Source organism: Halotia branconii CENA392, assembly GCF_029953635.1.
Lineage (GTDB): Bacteria > Cyanobacteriota > Cyanobacteriia > Cyanobacteriales > Nostocaceae > Halotia > Halotia branconii.
This window is the reverse complement of record NZ_CP124543.1, coordinates 4,292,521-4,311,769: the sequence shown is the minus strand read 5'-3', so window position 1 is coordinate 4,311,769 and position 19,249 is coordinate 4,292,521. Positions and strand designations below refer to the sequence as shown.

The window sequence follows — 19,249 nt, the reverse complement described above, 5'->3', positions numbered from 1 at the left end:
AGCTATGTTAGAAATAATACGCCCAACTGATAAATAAATATTTTCCACAAGTAAAATCAGGAGTTATTAACCACAAATTTACCTCATAACTTCAGTTGAAACATCTAATTTTGTTTGCTAATTAGCTGAGTTTATATGCGATCAAAAATTGAGAATGCCTATCTTAAAACCTATGTCAGAATTATGGAGTAATTTATTTAGTTCAGGATCATTTATCCCACATGGACATTGCTATTTATGGCAGACAAATTTAGTGTGGTTACACTTAATTTCTGACGCACTTATTGCCGTAGCATATTACTCGATTCCAACAACACTGTTTTATTTTGTTCGCAAGCGGCAAGATCTACCTTTTGATTGGATTTTCTTACTATTTAGCGCATTTATTGTTGCTTGCGGCACTACTCATATATTGGAGATTTGGACACTTTGGCATCCCACCTATTGGCTGTCGGGATTAGTCAAAGCAGTAACTGCAATAATATCTGTAATTACAGCCATAGAACTTGTGCCACTAGTGCCACAAGCGCTTGCACTTCCCAGTCCTGCTCAACTAGAACAAACAAATCAACAACTGCAAATACAAATAACCGAACGGTTACGGGTTGAGGATCATTTAGAAGAATTGGTTACTCTGCGTACCAATGAAATTACCAAGACTAACGAACAATTACAACAAGAAATAGCTGAACGTCAGCGTGTTGTAGAAGTTCTACGACAAAGTGAACAGCGTTACCGTTACTTAGCTAATGCAATTCCTCAGCTTGTATGGACAACTAATGCTGACGGTCAATGTGATTATTTTAATCAAAATTGGTACGATTATACAGGGCTAACATTAGAGCAGTCTTTGGGTTCTGGTTGGGTGGCAGCGTTGCATCCAGATGATGTAGAACAAGCTGAAAAAGTGTGGTTAAATGCTGTAAAACGTGGCACTTTATATGAAAATGAATATCGGTTCAAATGGGCTGGTGATGGTTCCTATCGTTGGCAACTAGCGCGAGGCTTTCCCCTTAAAGATGAGCAAGATCGTGTAATCAAATGGTTTGGGACTTGTACTGATATTGACGAACAAAAACAAATATTACAACAACGCGCCCACCTACTGGAATTAGAACAAATAGCACGAGCAAAAGCAGAATCAGCTAATCGTATTAAAGATGAATTTCTTGCCGTTCTTTCTCATGAGCTACGCACTCCACTTAACGCTATTCTTGGTTGGTCTAAGTTATTGCAAAACCGTCGACTGGAGCCAGCAAAAATATCTCAAGCTTTAGCAACAATTGAGCGTAATGCCAAACTACAAGTACAACTAATTGAAGATTTGCTGGATATCTCTAGAATTTTACAGGGCAAATTAGTATTGAATATTACTAATTTAAACTTAGAACCCATAGTTTTGCTCGCACTAGAAACAATGCGTTTAGCGGCAGAAACTAAATCAATTCAAGTAACTAAAATATTTGCACCGAATGTAGGACTAGTGATAGGTGATTCTGCCCGCTTGCAGCAAGTAGTTTGGAATCTCCTTTCCAATGCTGTCAAGTTTACACCTAGTGGTGGAAAAGTAGAAGTGCGACTAGAGCAAGTTGATAACTACGCTCAAATTGTAGTTAGTGATACAGGTAAGGGAATGAGCGCAGAGTTTTTACCTTATGCTTTTGATTACTTCCGACAAGCAGATAGTAGCTCCACTAGAACATTTGGCGGATTAGGATTAGGGCTAGCAATTGTGCGTAAGATTATCGAAATGCATGGTGGTACAGTTAAAGCAGAAAGTACTGGCGAGAATCAAGGGTCAAAGTTTACCGTCCAGTTACCGCTTCTGCAAAATGAAAGTTTAAGCAGGGCAGATGAAAAAAATCATCACTTATCATTAACTCCTCAATCTTTACCTTTAGCTAACATACAGATTTTAGTGGTTGATGATGATGCTGATTCACGAGATTTCATTGTTTTTGTTTTACAGCAAGACGGAGCTGAAGTGATTGCGACATCTTCAGCCTTGGAAGCATTACAAACCCTGAAACAGAAAAAGCCAGATGTATTAATTAGCGATATTAGTATGCCCGGAATGGATGGCTATATGCTAATTCGTGAGGTGAGAACTTGGACAGCAGAACAAGGTGGAACAATTTTGGCGATCGCTTTGACAGCTTTTGCGAGAAACTATGATCAGCAACAAGCACTACAAGCAGGGTTTCAGATACACTTATCCAAACCTTTTGACGCAGAAGAATTAGTTGCAGCAGTTATTAAGCTCATGGCAATAGAAGGTTCTTAACACTTTTCAAAATTTTATTTTCTCTGTGCTGTACTAGGTTGCATGATTTCTCAGCTTGATGATTTGACTCAACTAAAAACTCTGAAAAAAGCCACCCCGTGAGGTGGCTAAAAAATTTAAAACTAATGCCCCTTCTCGGCGAGAGGTTGCACCAACAAGGCGGGAATAGGAAATAGAAAAAGAAAATTAGCCCTGAAATAAGGTTAAATCAGTTAACAGTTAACAGTTATCAAGTAGCTTTTGACTGATAACTGTCTTGTGGATGGCTTAGTCTTTCTGTTGCCCTTCGGATTCGCCAGTCACCTGCGGAGGGAAACCCTCCCGCAGTGCTGGACTCACCTGTTGCCCGTTAAGAGTTTCCTTTCATCTGCGGCAATTAGCAATCGTAATAGAGGTAAAACTCGTAAGGATGAGGACGCAACTGCAATTGCTCAACTTCGTTAGCTAATTTGTAATCAATCCAATTCTGGATAAAATCTTCTGTGAATACGCCTGTTTCTGTCAAGAAAGCGTGATCATTTTCCAGATGTCCTAACGCCTTTTCTAGAGAACCAGGTGTTGAAGGTACTTTCGCTAGTTCTTCTGGAGAAAGTTCATAGATGTTTTTATCTAGGGGTTCACCAGGATGGATTTTATTTTTGATTCCATCTATACCAGCACAAAGCATAGCAGCAAATGCTAAGTAAGGGTTAGAGGTAGCATCTGGACAACGGAACTCTAGCCGTTTAGCTTTGGGGTTAGTACCAGATAGAGGAATCCGCACAGAAGCAGAACGATTACCTTGGGAGTAGGCTAAGTTCACCGGTGCTTCATAACCAGGTACTAAACGCTTGTAAGAGTTAGTGGTGGGATTGGTAATTGCTAACAGTGCTGGTGCGTGCTTGAGGATACCACCAATGTAATGAAGCGCTGTTTCACTCAAACCAGCATACTTATCACCTGCAAATGTGGGTTTACCATCTTTCCAGATAGACTGGTGACAGTGCATCCCAGAACCGTTATCGCCAAAAATTGGTTTTGGCATGAAGGTGACGGTTTTGCCGTATTTCTTAGCAACATTCTTGATGACATATTTGTAGGTCATCAGCCAGTCAGCAGCTTCAATCAATTTTCCAAAGCGGAAACCCAATTCGCACTGACCACCGGTCGCAACTTCGTGGTGTTGTTTTTCAATGGGTACACCACACTCTGCCATTGTCAGCAGCATTTCTGTACGCATATCTTGGAAGCTATCCGTTGGCGATACTGGGAAGTAGCCTTCTTTGAAGCGTGGTTTGTAACCCAAGTTGGGCCCTTCTTCTCTACCAGAGTTCCAACGACCTTCTATAGAATCTACGTAGTAGTAACCTTGGTTAGCAGTTTGGTCGAAGCGGACATCATCAAAGATAAAAAATTCAGCTTCAGGGCCAAAAAAGACTGTATCACCAATGCCTGTGGAAACTAGATAGTCTACTGCTTTTTGAGCAATAACGCGTGGGCAACGGCTATACCATTCACCAGTGCGGGGTTCTTTAATACTACAAACTATACTTAGTGTTGGCTCTTTCATGAACGGGTCGATCCAAGCAGTGTTGGGATCGAGTACCATTGTCATGTCTGATTCGTTGATTGCTTTCCAACCCCGAATGCTGGAACCATCAAAAGGTACACCATCATCAAATGAGCTTTCATCAATTTGGTTGTGATAAACCGTTAAATGCTGCCAAGTTCCTGGTGTATCGATGAATTTCAGATCAATCATCTGAATTTTTTGGTCTTGAATCATCTTCAAGACTTCTTGTGGGGTTGTCATTGTTACTCCTTCTCTACCAATTTCCTAAAGTAAAATCAGAATCCGCCAAAGCTTCCTCATCTTGCTGATCTGAACCCAGTTGTGACACACCTGAAATATCATAAATTCTGGATATTAGAGAATTTTGTAGTTTTTGTTACAGATGATCTGGATTACAGCTTATATTAACCTTTACCTGATCATCTACACAAAACTGGAAAGTTCATCTCAGAGGGGGTCAACTTTGACATAAAATCCTTAAGTAGCGGATGATTATTTTTGTGCTGAATCTATTTTAAATAGCACAAAAATTTACTGGTGCATAAGTGCAGACAAATTAATATCAAACCATAGATAGCAACAATTGGGAGAAGAAGGAATGCGCGATGCAGTAACAAACTTGATTAAGAATTATGACGTAGCTGGTCGATATTTTGACCGGAATGCGATCGACAGCCTAAAATCATATTTTGAAAGTGGCACAGCACGGATACAAGCAGCAGCAGCGATCAATTCTAATGCCGCAGGACTCGTGAAGCAGGCTGGTTTGGAATTATTTGAAGAATTACCAGAGTTGATTCGTCCTGGCGGAAATGCCTATACAACTCGTCGTTACGCGGCTTGTCTGCGAGATATGGACTATTACTTGCGCTACGCTACTTATGCGTTAGTTGCTGGCAATACAAATGTGTTGGATGAACGAGTATTGCAAGGACTGCGAGAAACTTACAACTCTTTAGGAGTACCTATTAGTCCAACAGTTCGCGGTATCCAAATTCTCAAAGATATGGTTAAGGAAAAAGTGGCAGCTGCGGGTGTGGCCGATACTACTTTTGTAGACGAGCCTTTTGACCATTTGAGTCGTGAGTTAAGTGAGATAGATATTTAGTCAGCTTTGGGCGGGCAAAATGTCTGCCCGATAAAAGTTAAGTATTGCGATCGCACTTTGACTTTAAGAACAAAGTGCGTTTACTTTTTTGAAGTTTCTGCGTGAGAATTATCAGTAAGTGTTTAATAGCAGTTTCCAAGCGAGTTTATGAATGTATATTTTCTGAACGCTTTGGTTAGTTAATCCTTAGTAGCATAAAAATAAACCTAATTGTCTTTGACGATCAATTAGATAGGATTATCAAATGGATAAGCTAACTCGGTATCGGGAAATCATTCGTCAATTGATATTTGAATATGCCAATCACAAACCTGCTAATGGTCAAATAGAGACAGAATCTGTGGTTGACTCAGAACGCGACCATTACGAAGTAGTACACGTCGGTTGGGATGGAGTGCGGCGCGTACATGGTTCAGTAGTGCATATAGATATTATTAATAGTAAAGTCTGGATTCAATATGATGGTACGTCTGAACCAGTAGCAGAAGCATTGTTGGAAGCTGGTGTCCCGCGTGAAGACATTGTCTTGGCTTTCCATCCTGTAGAACTGCGTCAATATACAGATTTTGCTGTATGTTGATTACCTGAATATTGTGCATTCCTAAAGAATAAAATAAACAAGAAGTTGAGAGCGATCGCATTAATTTTAGCGATTATTATAATTGGCGGATGCAAGTGAAAAAAACTACTCTAGGACGCTTAAAAAGTTAATTGGCTAAACAACGACTAGATACATTATTAGTAGAACTAAATTTATGTGCTTCTCGCGCTTTAGCACAGAGGCTAATTCAAGCAGGGGAAGTGATGGTTAATGACCAGATAGTTGATAAATCTGGTACAGAAGTTGATATTGCTGCTCAAATTAGAATTAAAGAGCGATCGCGGTTTGTTTCCCGCGGAGGTGAGAAACTAACTAAAGCTCTAGAATTGTTTGCCATTCCCACAGCCGGACGTGTTTGTTTAGATGGTGGTATTTCTACGGGTGGCTTTACAGATTGCCTACTCCAAGCTGGGGCAAAATTAGTTTATGGTATTGATGTCGGTTATGGACAAGTTGATTGGCGTTTGCGAAATGATCCGCGGGTAGTTTTGCGGGAACGGACTAATTTACGTCATCTTTCACCCGATGAGTTGTACGGTGAGGGTGATCCTCTTCCTGATTTGACAGTGGTGGATGTATCGTTTATTTCGTTAACTAAGATTTTGCCTGCTTTGTGGCGATTAACTCAAGCTAACCGAGAACTGGTGTTACTGGTAAAACCACAGTTTGAAGTTGGAAAATCTCGTGTCGGTAAAAAAGGTGTAGTGCGCGACCCTAACGACCAAGCTGATGCCATTTTCCTAGTACTGCAAGCAGCTCACAAATTAGGATGGAAATATCAAGGCTTAACTTGGTCGCCGATTACTGGCCCCGCAGGGAATATTGAGTATCTCTTATGGTTAGGAATGGAAAGTGAAACACCATCGCCTAATTTAGAGGAGATTCAAAAAATCACGAAATTAGCTGTTGCTGATTTTCGAGAGCATTAAACGTCGTAGATTAAACACTCTACCGCTTCTGGATGGCGATCGCAGTAACTTTCTAAAGCAGTTTTGCGTTGTTTTGCTTGTTTTTGGTGAGCTTTTTCAGCTTGTAATTCTTCCACAATATCCCAAGCTACAGCACAGTCAGCAGAGTTGTCGCCACCAATTTCACAAGTTTTACGGGCTTCAACAGTAGCCTCTAAAATTGCTTCTTCAATAGTTTTGGCTCCAGAGTTTACAGCAGCTTGAATTGTGTCTAAGGTTGTTGTCATGATACTTTCACCTTTGTTTACTGATATAAACGTTAACTGTGAGCTTTCCAATGACTCCAAAAAGCTCATATTTCTAGTTTAGATAGGCTTCTTTGCAAACTGCGGTGGTGAACACCGTCCATTAAAGGATGAAATCCGAAGTATAAAGTCTAAAATCTAAGTTTTAGCTTTGATCATTCACCCTGATGCAGTCATTTTTTCAATGTTGCATACTAGACTATTAATTACTGCTATTAACAGAACAATTTGATAGAAATCTACTGACAACTGACAACTGACAAAAAATCTATCCTGCAATTAGTGTGAAGTTTTTTCTTTATTACTTAATTCCTAACTCTTGTTGCAGACGATACAGAATTGTATTTTGGTCAACTTGAGAGAGAATTTCTTGAATTACAGTACTAGCGCCCAATTGTCCCCAAGTGCTGCCTTTTTCTAAATAAACTTGAGCAGCTTTACCTACAGAATATGCACCATAACCAGCAATACCAGCTTGAGCGATCGCACTGCCGGCAAAAGCAGTAATATTGGTGGGATTTTCACCACTAGCTAAAGCAGCTGTACTCTTGCCTAAGCCTAATAGAAAACTACTACCCAATTCTCCTAATAGTAAGCCACCACAACTAAATAAAATTGTTTTTAAAATTTTACTGGCTTCATAACTAGTCATTGGCAAACCATACAACCTAGCTAGAGAGCGAATTAAAGCTAAATCAGCAACAGTTCCACCTAAAATGTCTAAAAAGGCGATGGGATTTAATGCTACTGCCAAAGCTTTATATTTAGTAAATTGCCAGATAATATCTTCGGCTTCTCGTTCGCGTAAATCGATAGTTTTTTGAGCGATCGCCTCTTCTGCATCCCGTGCTTGGATGAGTGCATTTAAGGCTAGAAGCGATCGCCCTTCTCGATTGAGAATATTTAAAATTGTCTGTTTTAGTTCATCTACTTGGATGGGTGGTGTTTCCCATTCATAACTGACACGATTATCAGGCCATTCAACTCGTACTTCTATTGGTGCAGGTTCCGCCGCCACCATAACAATTTCATCGGGTAGTAGGGGTTTTGCTTGGATATTTCCTGCGCCCAATTGTTGTAAATTTTCGTAAATCGCCGCTTGATCTACATCTGGGTATAAATCTATTTTGTTAAATACTAAAATCAGGGGTTTTTGTGACTGCCGTAATTCTAGCAATGCCTGATATTCAGTACGTGTAATATCACCAGAGACGACAAACAAAATTAAATCAGCTTGACGTGCTACTTCTCGCGCCATTTGCGATCGCGATTCACCCTCAATTTCGTCTAATCCAGGAGTATCAATTAATTCTACCAGTACCTTACCCCCTGGTTGCCACCGCACCGAACGCGGCCATTGGGTGACACCATTTAGAGGGCCAGTTTGCAGAATTTTGTCTCCCAATAAAGCATTTAATACTGCTGATTTGCCACGACTCACCAAACCAAAAGCGGCAATTTTAATTACATTCGAGTCTAGCTTGTTGAGTGTAGAGTTTAATGCTTCTAATTCTGGTTTTACCAACCCTGCTAATTCTGGATTGAATGATAGATGTCCTGATTTACGAAGATATCCATACCAAGACAGCGCTTGTCTAAGACTAGCACGGGCGCGGTTTAAGTGAGTTTCTTGCAGATTACGATAAACCGACATAATATCAATACTTTTAGCGATTATATTTTAATACTTTAACTAACATAAAATCCTTATCTTACAAGCATTCTAGCTAATTTTGTGAACAACAAGATCCCCGACTTCTCAAAGAAGTCGGGGATCTGAACCTCTAGAGAAAAAATCCCCTGCTTGATACCATTTCACGAAATTATTGATACAAATTACTTTTCTTACTCCCCCTGCCTCCGGTCACTGAGTTTCGACTACTTCGACTTCGCCCTTCGGCTGCGCTCAGGCTAAACTCAGTACAGCGCTGCGCGGCAATCGAGCGAAGTCGAGATTCAACTACCGCGTAGCCGAAGTGCTGCTTCCCTTGCTTCCTCTGCTTCCCCTGCTTCCCCTGCCTCCGGTCACTGAGCGTAGCCGAAGTGCTGCTTCCCCTGCTTGCCTAAATGTATCAACTTTAAAGTGAAACGGTATGAGGGGATGCTGTAAAGATATGATGGGCGATTTTAATTATCCAGCAGACTCAGTACTTCTTCTAAATGCAACTTAGCTTTATACACATTCAATAACTTTTCTTGGTCATATCTATCTGGGTAAGCCATTCTTCTACCTTCTAGAGATATTCTAATCAGCGCTATCTGTTCATCAGTCGGAGAATCCATCTCATCAAGTGCTGTACTAATATTCTGTAAGCTTGCAAATGATGGTCTTCTCAATCCTCTAACATCTTGGAACTGCTGAAGCGCTAATATCGGAAATGCCATCAGAGTTGTGATGTAACTAGTCTTGTAACCACGGTTCCCAGTTGGACGTACACCGTAACGCAGGCACAATTGGCTAAGTTCCTGGATAGTTTTGATTTCCAGTTCTGACCTCGTATACATAAAATAGAGTTATCCATTTTCTAAAAGTGGTATCAGTGGGTAACAAGTTTTCCAGACACATTACCCACTGTTATACAAACTTAATCGGTTGTATACAATCAATTCAAGCTATATTTACTTTTCTTAATAATGCCTAATCCCAAAGGTACACCAGAGAATTTAGAACCCGGACAACTTAGGGGAGAGGAACCTATGACAACTTCTATTAGCTTCAGGTGTACTGAATCGATGAAGGAAGCGGTAAAAGCACAAGATGATCCTCCTGAATTTTGTCGTCAGGCCATCCAAGAGAAACTGGATAGACAAAAGAGTAAATAGTGATGAATAAATTTGCTGTAGAGATGCGATAAATTGCCGTCTCTACAACTTGACGGTGCGTTGTGCTAAGTCATTGCGATCGCAGCGAAGTAATCGCAATGACGTAAAATCGTAATCCATGCGTGATTCCTGTTAAATTTTTTAACATCGTATGCCTAAAAGCGATAAGTCTGAATTTTCACAAAGCGGCGCATCTAATATCGTTGGTTATGACGACTTTTTAAAAGAACTAAAAACACGAATTTCCAGCGCTCAATTACGGGCAGGGGTTGCCGTCAATAAAGAGTTATTATTGCTCTACTGGCAAATTGGGCGAGATATTCTCAATCGTCAACAACAACAGGGTTGGGGAGCAAAAGTAATTGATAGTCTGGCTGCTGATTTGCAGCAAGCTTTCCCAGAGATGAAAGGCTTTTCTTCTCGCAACCTTAAGTATATGCGGACATTTGCTGAGACTTACCCAGATGAGCAATTTGTGCAAGAGGTGCTTGCACAAATTACTTGGTATCACAATATCGCTTTGCTAGAAAAGCTTAAATCCTCAGAAGAACGTCTTTGGTACATACAGCAAACTATCCAACATGGCTGGAGTCGTAATGTTTTAGTCCACCAGATTGAAAGCCAGTTGTACCACCGTCAGGGTAAAGCAATTACTAACTTTGACAACACTCTGCCTAAACCACAGTCAGAATTAGCACAGCAGTTATTAAAAGATCCCTACACTTTTGATTTTCTCAATTTAGGGGAAGATTTTTTAGAGCGTGATTTGGAACGTGCTTTAATCAGCACATCCGCAATTTTCTACTAGAATTAGGTGTTGGTTTTGCCTTTGTGGGTAGTCAATACCACCTTGAAGTTGGCAATGAAGACTTTTATATTGATTTGTTGTTTTATCACTTACGTTTGCGCTGCTATATTGTGATTGACCTCAAGATTGAAGAGTTTAAACCAGAATTTTCTGGGAAAATGAATTTTTACGTGAGTGCAGTGGATGATTTGTTGAGACATCCAGACGATCAGCCGACTATTGGGATAATTTTGTGCAAGAGCAAAAATAAGGTGATTGCAGAATACTCTCTGCGAGATATGCATAAGCCAATTAGTGTTTCGACATATCAGATGAGAAATAATTTACCAGAGTCTTTGCAAGGAAATTTACCAACAATTGAGCAATTAGAAGCTGAGTTAGAAACCGTATCAATTGAACAATAAGATCCTTGACTTCTCAAAGAAGTCGGGGTTCTGAGCCTCTTTGTTATCTTCCCCTGCCTCTCATGAAAGGTCTCTCCCCTCTCCCCAAACATTGAAATGACCATTACATTACTTATAGTGGCTTTACTGGCCTTTTACGTTGCTTGGAATCTCGGAGCCAACGATGTTGCCAATGCAATGGGAACTTCTGTAGGTTCCAAAGCAATTACTCTCAGACAGGCAATTATTATTGCCGGCATTTTAGAATTTACGGGTGCTGTACTGTTTGGACATGAGGTAACAGAAACGTTAGCGACGAAAGTTGTTAACCCTACTTTATTTGCGGCTACGCCCCAAATATTAGTTACTGGAATGTTTACAGTCCTACTGTCGTGTGGTATTTGGCTGCAAATTGCTACCTCACGAGGTTTGCCAGTATCTTCTTCTCATGCGGTTGTCGGTGCGATCGCCGGATTTAGTTGGGTAGCTTTGGGAGTTGGTGCAATTGATTGGTCGTCAATTGGCTCAATTACTATTGGCTGGATTTTAACGCCGATTATCAGTGGGGCTATTGCCGCTTTGTTCTATAGTCAAATCAAGCGTTGGATTTTGGATCAACCTAATCAATTACTACAGCTACGAGAGTGGATTCCCTGGTTGAGTGCGGTTTTATTGGGGGTGTTTGGCATAATTGTTCTACCTTTGCTGACTCAACCACTAACCAATTTTTTGCAGGAACAAACTGGGTTAAGCATACCTGCTCACGATCTTCCGTTGTTAACAGGTGCAGCCGCAGCAATTGGACTGACCTTGATCAGCTGGCGACAGTTGGATGATGTGGAAATTGGAGAAATCCCCAATTCGCCACTTTCTAATTCAGTTGAGCGTTTATTTGCTCGATTTCAAGTACTGAGTGCTTGCTTTGTAGCTTTCGCTCATGGTTCCAATGATGTGGGGAATGCGATCGCTCCTTTAGCGGCGATCGTTTATATCAATCGTACTGGCAGCGTACCTACGGATGGTCTCAACATCCCCTTATGGATTTTAATCCTTGGTGGCGCTGGTATTATCACTGGTTTAGCAATTTGGGGTAAAAAAGTCATTGCTACCATTGGCGAAAACATCATTTTTTTACAACCTAGTAGTGGATTTTGCGCTGAACTGGCAACTGCCACTACTATCCTCCTGGCCTCTCGTTTAGGTTTACCTGTTTCAACTTCCCACGCTCTGGTCGGTGGTGTAGTTGGCATTGGACTGGTGCAAAATATCAATTCAATTAAATTCCAAACTTTACAAGGTATTGCAGCCGCATGGGTAATTACAGTTCCTGTGAGTGCAATTCTGGGTGCTACCATTTTTAGCATTGCCCAGATGTTCTGACTCTGTATACATCCTAATTAATATGTCTTTAATGTTCCCTCTTTACTGCATCCGTTATCCGTAAACAATTAACTTGGGCAACACTGTAACCAAAGTGTATTTTTGCAGAATGGCTGTTAATTCACTAAAATGTTGTGCAGGGGATAGTACCGCAAGGCAGAAGTCAAAATTCAAAAGTCAAAAGTCAAAAAGCTTTAATTTTGGGCTTTCTAGCTGTTTTGAATCATAGGCTTATTTTTGCCTGTACTAGGAATATGTGGAATTTCTGCGGTTGGCTAGTTTATTCCTGATTAAAGATGTAAACTGTCACACAAGTTACATTCTGTACAAATTTATATATAGCTTTAACAACTTCGACTATTCTGTGGTGGCAATGCATGTATTTGTATGTCTTTGACAATTACTTATTGCTACCAAAATAATAAGTATTTATATTGGGTGAGATGTTTTCTCCTTAGAAAATCTCACTTGAGACGATGTTTAAAATCAGACTGATGGAATATTGTTCTGTAATGCTGAAGGTAACACAGTATAGTAAGCTGTAAGCAAAAAAAAATATACTTTGCCAACCTTGTATTGAGCATGACAGAATTACGTTGATATGCGTAAGTCCTGTTTAAGACTTTTAGTTTATTTGACAAAATACAGGAAATTATGAGCAGCGCCAAGAAAGTTTACGGGAAGCAGCTTTATCGTCAATGTATTAGAGGTTAGAAACTAATGGGACGATTTGAAAAGCGACCAGACACCCCGCGAGTTAGAGGCGATTTACCCAGCTCCGCAGAAACGGCTTTATGGGCTGTTGTGGAAGATTTAGAACATCTCCAGCAGAATATACTGCGATCGCTGCAAGAAGAAATAAAGCAACTCCAGGCGGAAAAAAGCCGTTTATCTGATGACATTCAACAGCTAATAGATGAAAAAGAACACTTGTTACAGGTCAGGCAAATTACTGAACAGCAAGTGTTAATCCGTCAACTATCAGAAGCTTTGGCGAAGCACATATCTTCGCAACTGCAATCATCACTAACGACGATAGCTAATCAAACAATAGAAAGAGATACTAAGGAACGATCAGTACTGAAGTCAGCCGAAACTACTATTAACACCGTAGAAGAAAATAATAAAAATGTAGAAAAACTACTTGGCACTTTGGATGATAACCTAACGATCGCTTTCAACTCATTGCAACAAGAAGTGAAAAACTATCAAAGTAGTTTTTCCCAACAGTTGTCCCGGATGCACGGACAACAGCAAGAAGGGGAAGCGATTTTAGAAGAGTTAATTAGTCAGCTACGTAAAGAACTCACAAAAACTACCCAAAAACCTCCCGAAGTTGATCCTACGGGGGAAAACTCTCAAAATCAGACTGTCTCACCGCAAAACTTTGGACAACAAGTAGCACAACCAACACCGCCTACTGTGGTGCAACCTCAAGTAACATCAGTATCACCATTTACTGTGTTGCAACCTCCTGAGGAACCAACATCTAAAACGCAATTAAAAGAGGAAACAAAGAGCTTTAAAGAGCCGATCCCCGAAAACAACACACCACCACAGCTATCAGAAATAACCCTTTCCTCAGCCAAGGAAAATGATACTAAGCCAACTGTTGCACTACCACAGTCGTCAGAAAAAACCCTTCCTTCAGTCAAAGAAAGTACTACCAAAATTACTCCAGACTTATCCCAGACAGACACCGAATCTTCACGCACCAGAGGAAAGGTTAACGAGCCAATTTCTTTGATTGCCAAGGATTTATCTGAGAAAGAGACTAAATCTCCACCATCTAAGAAAAACAATACAGAGCCAATTTCTGTCCTTAGCAAAGATGCATCTCAAAGTAAAACAAACTCTCCACCCCTACCCCCACCTCCTCCAGCACCAATACCTCAGCAGAAAGCAACGCCTTCATCATCAAAGTCGCGTAGTTCTTCAGGATTGTCACCAGTCCAAATTGGTTTTTTATTAGTTGTGTTGTCAACGGTAGTGTCATCGCTTTACAACGTCGCTATCAAAGACATGTTTCACAAGGGTTATGAAATTCCTGGTGTTTTAGAAGAGCGTTTAATATCGCCGACTTTAGGCAATATTATGTTGATTTTAACGCTGCGGTTGTTGGTGGTTGTACCACTGATGGTACTTCTAGCGCCTATGATGTATCCCCAAGTATGGCAAGACTTGCAAAATCTGGTGCAATCATCTCGTGGTAATCCTGGTTCTGGTAGTGGTAGAAATCAGAGGACTTTGCAGTTAGCGATCGCTAGTGGCTGCTTTTTGTTTTTATCGCAAGTGCTAATCTACTTTGCTCTCGGTGAAGTTGCTGCGGGAATGGCGATCGCTCTGTTCTTTGTCTATCCAGTTGTGAGTGCAGTTCTGTCTTGGTTGTTGTTTGGCGATCGCCCTAGGATGTTTCGCGCTGCGGCAATTGGTTCTATTTTCTGCGGTGAATTGCTGATTTTAGGAGGTGCTACCAGCATGGGTATCGCTGATATTTCCTTGGGAAGTATCACCGCTATCTTGGCAGGGGTAGCTTTTGCTTGCTACATAATTCTGACGCGGATATGTGCTGCTAAACTACATCCTGTATCTTTTACTTTAATTAACTTCGCCACCATGCTGGCGTTAAGCTTCATCTTTTTGATGCTACCTTTACCAAGTGATTGGAGTCTTATAGTTGACCCCTCTAAATTGCTAGAAATTGTTTTAAGTGCTTTTATTTTGGGAGTACTGACTCTCTTTGGCTATGTGTTCAATCACATTGGCATTAGCAAGCTAGGTGCATTACGGGCAGCGATTATCGGTACAGGTGTCCCAATTTTAACCGTTATCTTTGCGGGCTTAATGATTCAGGAAACCTTAGAACTCGTGCAGATTTTGGGAGTGTTATTCGTAACTTTTGGAGCAGCAGCATTCAGCTTTGAAAAAATGCGAAATCAAGTTAAGTCACCTAGTCCGGAACGTTGAATGACCCATATAAATAAGTACAAAAGTATAACCTTATCTTTTAAGGTTATACTTTCAACTAAAAAATGGAATGGTAAAAAGGCTAATCATAAGTAATATCGTGTCCGGTCAAAGACTTATTATTAAAACCGCAGGGGGGCAGCACTTCAGCTTATTTCGGCTTACTTCGACTACGCGGTAGTTGAATCTCGACTTCGCGGCAGTTGAGCGTAGTCGAAACTCGATTGCCGCGCAGCGCCGCACTGAGCCTGTCGAAGTGTCGAAACTCAGTGACCGGGAGCATACTTCAGCTACGCCCTTCGACTGCGCTCAGGACAAGCTCAGTAACCAGGGGGAAAGAGGGTTTCCTGGTTTTTGCACAGATACGGGAATTATAACTAATTACGCGGACATGATATAAGTTAGTACAATAAAACCAAACTGCGTGAATAAAAGTAAACAAAGCTCAAACTCTTTCTTCTCCTGCCTAATCTCAACCATAATTTTTTACGCCGACCTATTTACAAGTCTTTTGACTTGTAGGGAGTTTTATTAGTACAGTTTGGCAAAAATAAACCACCCGTTCCAAATCAATGAAAAGCTGATGCTATATTCATTTTTAATTCCGCCTTACGGTACTAGTTGTACTTAACTTTTTCAAAAATCAAATAGATTTTTATAAAATGTTATTCACAATACAGAATTAAAACTAGTTTTATCTCTCTATTTTTTAAATAGCTTTCTTAATTCATCTTGCCGATACTAAAAGATGATTTGCTTTTTACTTGCCATATCGAGAAATATCAGCAAACCTTAATATTTGATTGTGTATAAAGTATTCAAATGCTAGGCAAAAAAAGCTTAAAAAACCATGACTTTATGCAAAATTGATAAAAAAAGCGGCAAAATCGAGTATTATATGACAAACGCTATTAACAAATAATTTAGGTATTCTGAAATTGAAATTATCCGCCTCATTTACAACCTCTGATTGTCCCTCCAATCCACTGTACTATACTGCCCATAAATCATCGTCAGATGTAAGTAGCACAATGGTTTAAAGCAATTACTGAGCTTAACAGTGTGACTTTGATCAGCAGGTAAATTCTGGTTTTATAGTTCTCAAACATCTTGAGGAAGTGTGTCCAACTTAAATTTTCCAGAGCCTGATAAAAAAGATATTTATCATCCTCAAAGAGAAATGCTTCCTATGAGACTCACCTCCTGATTTTTCTAGGAAAATATCCTTGATACAAGTACGTAGTCACAATATTTTTCCAATTGTTGCTTATAAAGGGTGAGGAAAACCCGGATATCACAGGAAGTCTTTGTAATTTACTAATAAGAAGCAAAAAATTTGCTGGTAATTTGCAAAGTTACCCTCAGGGTAAGTGGAAAATCATTTTGTGATTTCTTAGTCAGATACAAGGCAACTTTAGAGCTATACTGCTCCTGGCTATGCGTCACAAAGTACGGAGGTGAACGGTTCTGAGTAACAACTATTTCATAGTTAAAACATAATGATCTGTCTGGAGTGCAAAAACTGTCTCCATTCGGGTGTATACTACGTATTTTCGTGTGATTAATAATCGTGTAAACTTGCTATTCAACTATCTGTAATATGAGTAACGACATAGATCTGATCAAACAACTTAGCCCCAGTGCGATGGATCAGATTATGCTTTATCTGGCTTTTAGTGCCATGCGGACAAGTGGGCATAGGCATGGAGCATTCTTAGATGCAGCCGCAACGGCAGCTAAGTGTGCAATTTATATGACTTATCTAGAGCAGGGGCAAAACCTGCGGATGACTGGGCATTTGCACCACCTAGAACCAAAACGAGTCAAAATTATCGTTGAGGAAGTCAGACAAGCCCTGACAGAAGGCAAATTATTAAAGATGCTAGGTTCACAAGAACCTCGCTATCTCATTCAACTGCCTTATGTTTGGATGGAAAAACATCCTTGGCAACCGGGGCGATCGCGTGTTCCTGGGACAAGTTTGACTGGTGAAGAAAAAAAACAAATTGAGCAAAAACTACCCAGTAATTTACCTGACGCTCAGTTAGTTAGTTCCTTTGAATTTTTAGAATTAATTGAATTTCTGCACAAGCGATCGCAAGAGGTTTTACCACCTGAGCATCAAATGCCCTTGAGTGAAGCTTTAGCAGAACATATCAAACGCCGTCTTCTATACTCAGGTACAGTAACGCGAATTGACTCTCCTTGGGGAATGCCTTTTTACGCTCTGACTCGTCCTTTTTATGCTCCAGCAGACGATCAAGAACGTACATACATTATGGTCGAAGATACGGCTCGGTATTTCCGGATGATGAAAGACTGGGCAGAAAAACGCGCAAATACCATGCGAGGCGTAGAAGAGTTAGATATTCCGCCAGAAAAATGGGATAGGGCTATGGAAGAATTGGATGAAATCATCCGCGCTTGGGCAGATAGATATCACCAAAGCGGCGGCATTCCCATGATTTTACAGATGGTTTTTGGTAGAAAAGAAGACTAACAATTGAACATTTATTAGGATTTACGCACTGTACAAAATAACTAACTTGTGTGTCAACGTAAATACGTTGTTTCAGGCTTTTGTCAATCACCCTTGATTGGGTGCGTAGGCGTAGCCCGCTACAGACATCGCTAAAATCTCATTGAAAAAATCTAGCTATAAGCCTTGAAAACTCTACCTGTTATTTTGGCTTTTCTGTCAATGCGTAACTCCTAAGTTAATAAATTGCTCGTGATTTTGTTCTTTAAAATCCTTATCCCAGGTAAACCACGACTTATAATCCAGCAGATGGTGAGTTTAACACCAACCTGAAACGTAGCGATGGGTAGTCTTTTGCTGCATACATAAGAGGTTCAGCCTCTGTACATATTTTCCATAGCAGCATTTGTCCGTTGCCATACGCTGGTTATACCGTTTCACTTTAAATATTGATACAAATAAACAGCAGGGGAGCATACTTCGACTGCGCTCAGTAACCAGGGAGCAGGGGGCATACTTCGACTACGCTCAGTAACCAGGGGGAAAGAATTAAAGACCAATCATCTGTTTCAAATATTTCGTGAAATGGTATTACAACTCAAATAAAGCGCAAGTTTAGTTCAATATCGTACTTCGACGCTTCGACAAGCTCAGTGCATCGCTACGCTCAAGAGAAGTTCAGTAGGTAGGAAGTAAGATATAGGACTCCTATTTAATTTTTGAATACGATTCAGTACATATCTATCCCTTCTAAACTGTTCCCTGTTCCCTACTTACACAAATAAATTCACCGAATCAAACGGATTACTATATCACTGTTCTTGATATTCCCACTCTCAAAATTTTATATATTTGTTGCCAGAAGTGTTGCGTAAGTAGAAACAAGCTATGCGTCATGTGTGGTAAAGATCGTTGGGCATAGCTTTGTTGACCATGCAAAAACTTCGACAACACAATCAAAACAGTTGCTAGATCACTCGCTTCTGGCGCTTCATTTTGGGATGAGCTTAACTAAATAAATCTAGAGTGTATATTTAACTTAGTCTCAAACAACGGAGAGGGAGGGATTCGAACCCTCGTTGAAGTTTCCCCCAAACAGACTTTCCAGGTCTGCGCCTTCAACCACTCGGCCACCTCTCCAGGTGTCACAATTTACGATTGTACTATGAAAGCCCAGAAAGTGCAAAGATAAAAGTAGACGTTTTAGATTGAATCTGAAAGTCGAAATCTCAAACTCAAATCAAGATGTCCAGAATATATACGATTAAAGTTCGCGATCGCGCCACTGGCAAAGAATACACCCTACAAGTACCAGAAGACCGCTATATCCTGCATACTGCCGAAAGACAAGGTGTGGAATTGCCTTTTTCTTGCCGCAATGGAGCTTGTACTGCTTGTGCTGTAAGGGTACTGTCAGGAGATATTTACCAACCAGAAGCGATCGGATTGTCGCCGGAGTTGCGTCGGCAAGGTTATGCTTTGTTGTGTGTAAGTTACGCCCGTTCCGACTTGGAAGTAGAGACACAAGATGAAGATGAAGTTTACGAACTCCAATTTGGACGCTATTTTGCTAGGGGGAGAGTTAAGGCGGGTTTACCGTTAGATGAAGATTAAAATTTTGTTCACACAATTGTCCGTCGCAAAGTTGCAA

General features: G+C 40.5%; 15 protein-coding genes and 1 tRNA gene. 11 read left to right on the top strand and 5 right to left on the bottom strand.

Going from position 1 to position 19,249, the window contains the following annotated elements; all coding sequences use genetic code 11:
* The first annotated feature begins 172 nt into the window (after positions 1-172).
* On the top strand, positions 173-2,284 hold the full coding sequence (locus tag QI031_RS18985) for a hybrid sensor histidine kinase/response regulator (RefSeq protein ID WP_281486075.1): 2,112 nt from the start codon (positions 173-175) through the stop codon (positions 2,282-2,284).
* 376 nt (positions 2,285-2,660) lie between these two features.
* On the opposite strand, the gene glnA is transcribed toward QI031_RS18985, so the two are convergent.
* Positions 2,661-4,076 (bottom strand): type I glutamate--ammonia ligase, encoded by a 1,416-nt coding sequence (gene glnA / locus QI031_RS18980; RefSeq protein WP_281481214.1) that lies wholly within the window; start codon positions 4,074-4,076, stop codon positions 2,661-2,663.
* 358 nt (positions 4,077-4,434) lie between these two features.
* Between glnA and apcB the strand changes: the two genes are divergently transcribed.
* From apcB to QI031_RS18965, 3 genes are all read left to right on the top strand, one after another.
* Positions 4,435-4,944: an allophycocyanin subunit beta gene (gene apcB / locus QI031_RS18975; protein WP_281481213.1), complete on the top strand. Its 510-nt coding sequence runs from the start codon at positions 4,435-4,437 to the stop codon at positions 4,942-4,944.
* A gap of 244 nt (positions 4,945-5,188) precedes the next feature.
* Entirely contained in the window at positions 5,189-5,524 is a 336-nt protein-coding gene (locus QI031_RS18970; protein WP_281481212.1) for a XisI protein, read from the top strand.
* A gap of 131 nt (positions 5,525-5,655) precedes the next feature.
* Entirely contained in the window at positions 5,656-6,474 is an 819-nt protein-coding gene (locus tag QI031_RS18965) for a TlyA family RNA methyltransferase (RefSeq protein WP_281481211.1), read from the top strand.
* On the opposite strand, the gene QI031_RS18960 is transcribed toward QI031_RS18965, so the two are convergent.
* From QI031_RS18960 to QI031_RS18950, 3 genes are all read right to left on the bottom strand, one after another.
* Positions 6,471-6,740 (bottom strand): Calvin cycle protein CP12, encoded by a 270-nt coding sequence (locus QI031_RS18960; protein ID WP_281481210.1) that lies wholly within the window; start codon positions 6,738-6,740, stop codon positions 6,471-6,473. The two genes, QI031_RS18965 and QI031_RS18960, sit on opposite strands and share 4 nt — an antisense overlap.
* A 319-nt stretch (positions 6,741-7,059) precedes the next feature.
* Positions 7,060-8,412, bottom strand: a complete 1,353-nt coding sequence (locus tag QI031_RS18955; protein WP_281481209.1) for a GTP-binding protein — start codon at positions 8,410-8,412, stop codon at positions 7,060-7,062.
* A gap of 473 nt (positions 8,413-8,885) precedes the next feature.
* Positions 8,886-9,263, bottom strand: coding sequence for a hypothetical protein (locus tag QI031_RS18950; protein WP_281481208.1), 378 nt, complete (start codon positions 9,261-9,263; stop codon positions 8,886-8,888).
* 129 nt (positions 9,264-9,392) lie between these two features.
* Between QI031_RS18950 and QI031_RS18945 the strand changes: the two genes are divergently transcribed.
* From QI031_RS18945 to hetR, 6 genes are all read left to right on the top strand, one after another.
* Complete coding sequence (locus tag QI031_RS18945; RefSeq protein WP_281481207.1) at positions 9,393-9,581, top strand: hypothetical protein; 189 nt, start codon at positions 9,393-9,395, stop codon at positions 9,579-9,581.
* A gap of 151 nt (positions 9,582-9,732) precedes the next feature.
* Positions 9,733-10,389, top strand: a complete 657-nt coding sequence (locus tag QI031_RS18940) for a DUF1016 N-terminal domain-containing protein (RefSeq protein ID WP_281481206.1) — start codon at positions 9,733-9,735, stop codon at positions 10,387-10,389.
* A gap of 23 nt (positions 10,390-10,412) precedes the next feature.
* Positions 10,413-10,793, top strand: coding sequence for a PDDEXK nuclease domain-containing protein (locus QI031_RS18935; protein ID WP_281481205.1), 381 nt, complete (start codon positions 10,413-10,415; stop codon positions 10,791-10,793).
* A gap of 96 nt (positions 10,794-10,889) precedes the next feature.
* A complete protein-coding gene (locus QI031_RS18930) occupies positions 10,890-12,152 on the top strand; it encodes an inorganic phosphate transporter (protein ID WP_281481204.1) in 1,263 nt (420 codons plus the stop codon).
* Positions 12,153-12,872: 720 nt separating this feature from the next.
* The gene (locus QI031_RS18925; protein ID WP_281481203.1) at positions 12,873-15,119 is read left to right on the top strand and encodes an EamA family transporter; all 2,247 of its coding nucleotides are present in this window, start codon (positions 12,873-12,875) and stop codon (positions 15,117-15,119) included.
* A gap of 1,600 nt (positions 15,120-16,719) precedes the next feature.
* The gene (hetR, locus tag QI031_RS18920; protein WP_281481202.1) at positions 16,720-17,619 is read left to right on the top strand and encodes a heterocyst differentiation master regulator HetR; all 900 of its coding nucleotides are present in this window, start codon (positions 16,720-16,722) and stop codon (positions 17,617-17,619) included.
* Positions 17,620-18,651: 1,032 nt separating this feature from the next.
* Here hetR and QI031_RS18915 read toward each other — a convergent pair.
* Positions 18,652-18,738: transfer RNA gene (locus tag QI031_RS18915), tRNA-Ser, on the bottom strand.
* Positions 18,739-18,843: 105 nt separating this feature from the next.
* Between QI031_RS18915 and QI031_RS18910 the strand changes: the two genes are divergently transcribed.
* Positions 18,844-19,212, top strand: coding sequence for a 2Fe-2S iron-sulfur cluster-binding protein (locus QI031_RS18910; RefSeq protein WP_281481201.1), 369 nt, complete (start codon positions 18,844-18,846; stop codon positions 19,210-19,212).
* Positions 19,213-19,249: the final 37 nt, after the last annotated feature.

Coding starts and splice junctions, on each gene's coding strand:
- QI031_RS18985 (WP_281486075.1), top strand. CDS start 173: ATGTCAGAATTATGGAGTAATTTATTTAGTTCAGGATCATTTATCCCA.
- glnA (WP_281481214.1), bottom strand. CDS start 4,076: ATGACAACCCCACAAGAAGTCTTGAAGATGATTCAAGACCAAAAAATT.
- apcB (WP_281481213.1), top strand. CDS start 4,435: ATGCGCGATGCAGTAACAAACTTGATTAAGAATTATGACGTAGCTGGT.
- QI031_RS18970 (WP_281481212.1), top strand. CDS start 5,189: ATGGATAAGCTAACTCGGTATCGGGAAATCATTCGTCAATTGATATTT.
- QI031_RS18960 (WP_281481210.1), bottom strand. CDS start 6,740: ATGACAACAACCTTAGACACAATTCAAGCTGCTGTAAACTCTGGAGCC.
- QI031_RS18955 (WP_281481209.1), bottom strand. CDS start 8,412: ATGTCGGTTTATCGTAATCTGCAAGAAACTCACTTAAACCGCGCCCGT.
- QI031_RS18950 (WP_281481208.1), bottom strand. CDS start 9,263: ATGTATACGAGGTCAGAACTGGAAATCAAAACTATCCAGGAACTTAGC.
- QI031_RS18945 (WP_281481207.1), top strand. CDS start 9,393: ATGCCTAATCCCAAAGGTACACCAGAGAATTTAGAACCCGGACAACTT.
- QI031_RS18940 (WP_281481206.1), top strand. CDS start 9,733: ATGCCTAAAAGCGATAAGTCTGAATTTTCACAAAGCGGCGCATCTAAT.
- QI031_RS18930 (WP_281481204.1), top strand. CDS start 10,890: ATGACCATTACATTACTTATAGTGGCTTTACTGGCCTTTTACGTTGCT.
- QI031_RS18925 (WP_281481203.1), top strand. CDS start 12,873: ATGGGACGATTTGAAAAGCGACCAGACACCCCGCGAGTTAGAGGCGAT.
- hetR (WP_281481202.1), top strand. CDS start 16,720: ATGAGTAACGACATAGATCTGATCAAACAACTTAGCCCCAGTGCGATG.
- QI031_RS18910 (WP_281481201.1), top strand. CDS start 18,844: ATGTCCAGAATATATACGATTAAAGTTCGCGATCGCGCCACTGGCAAA.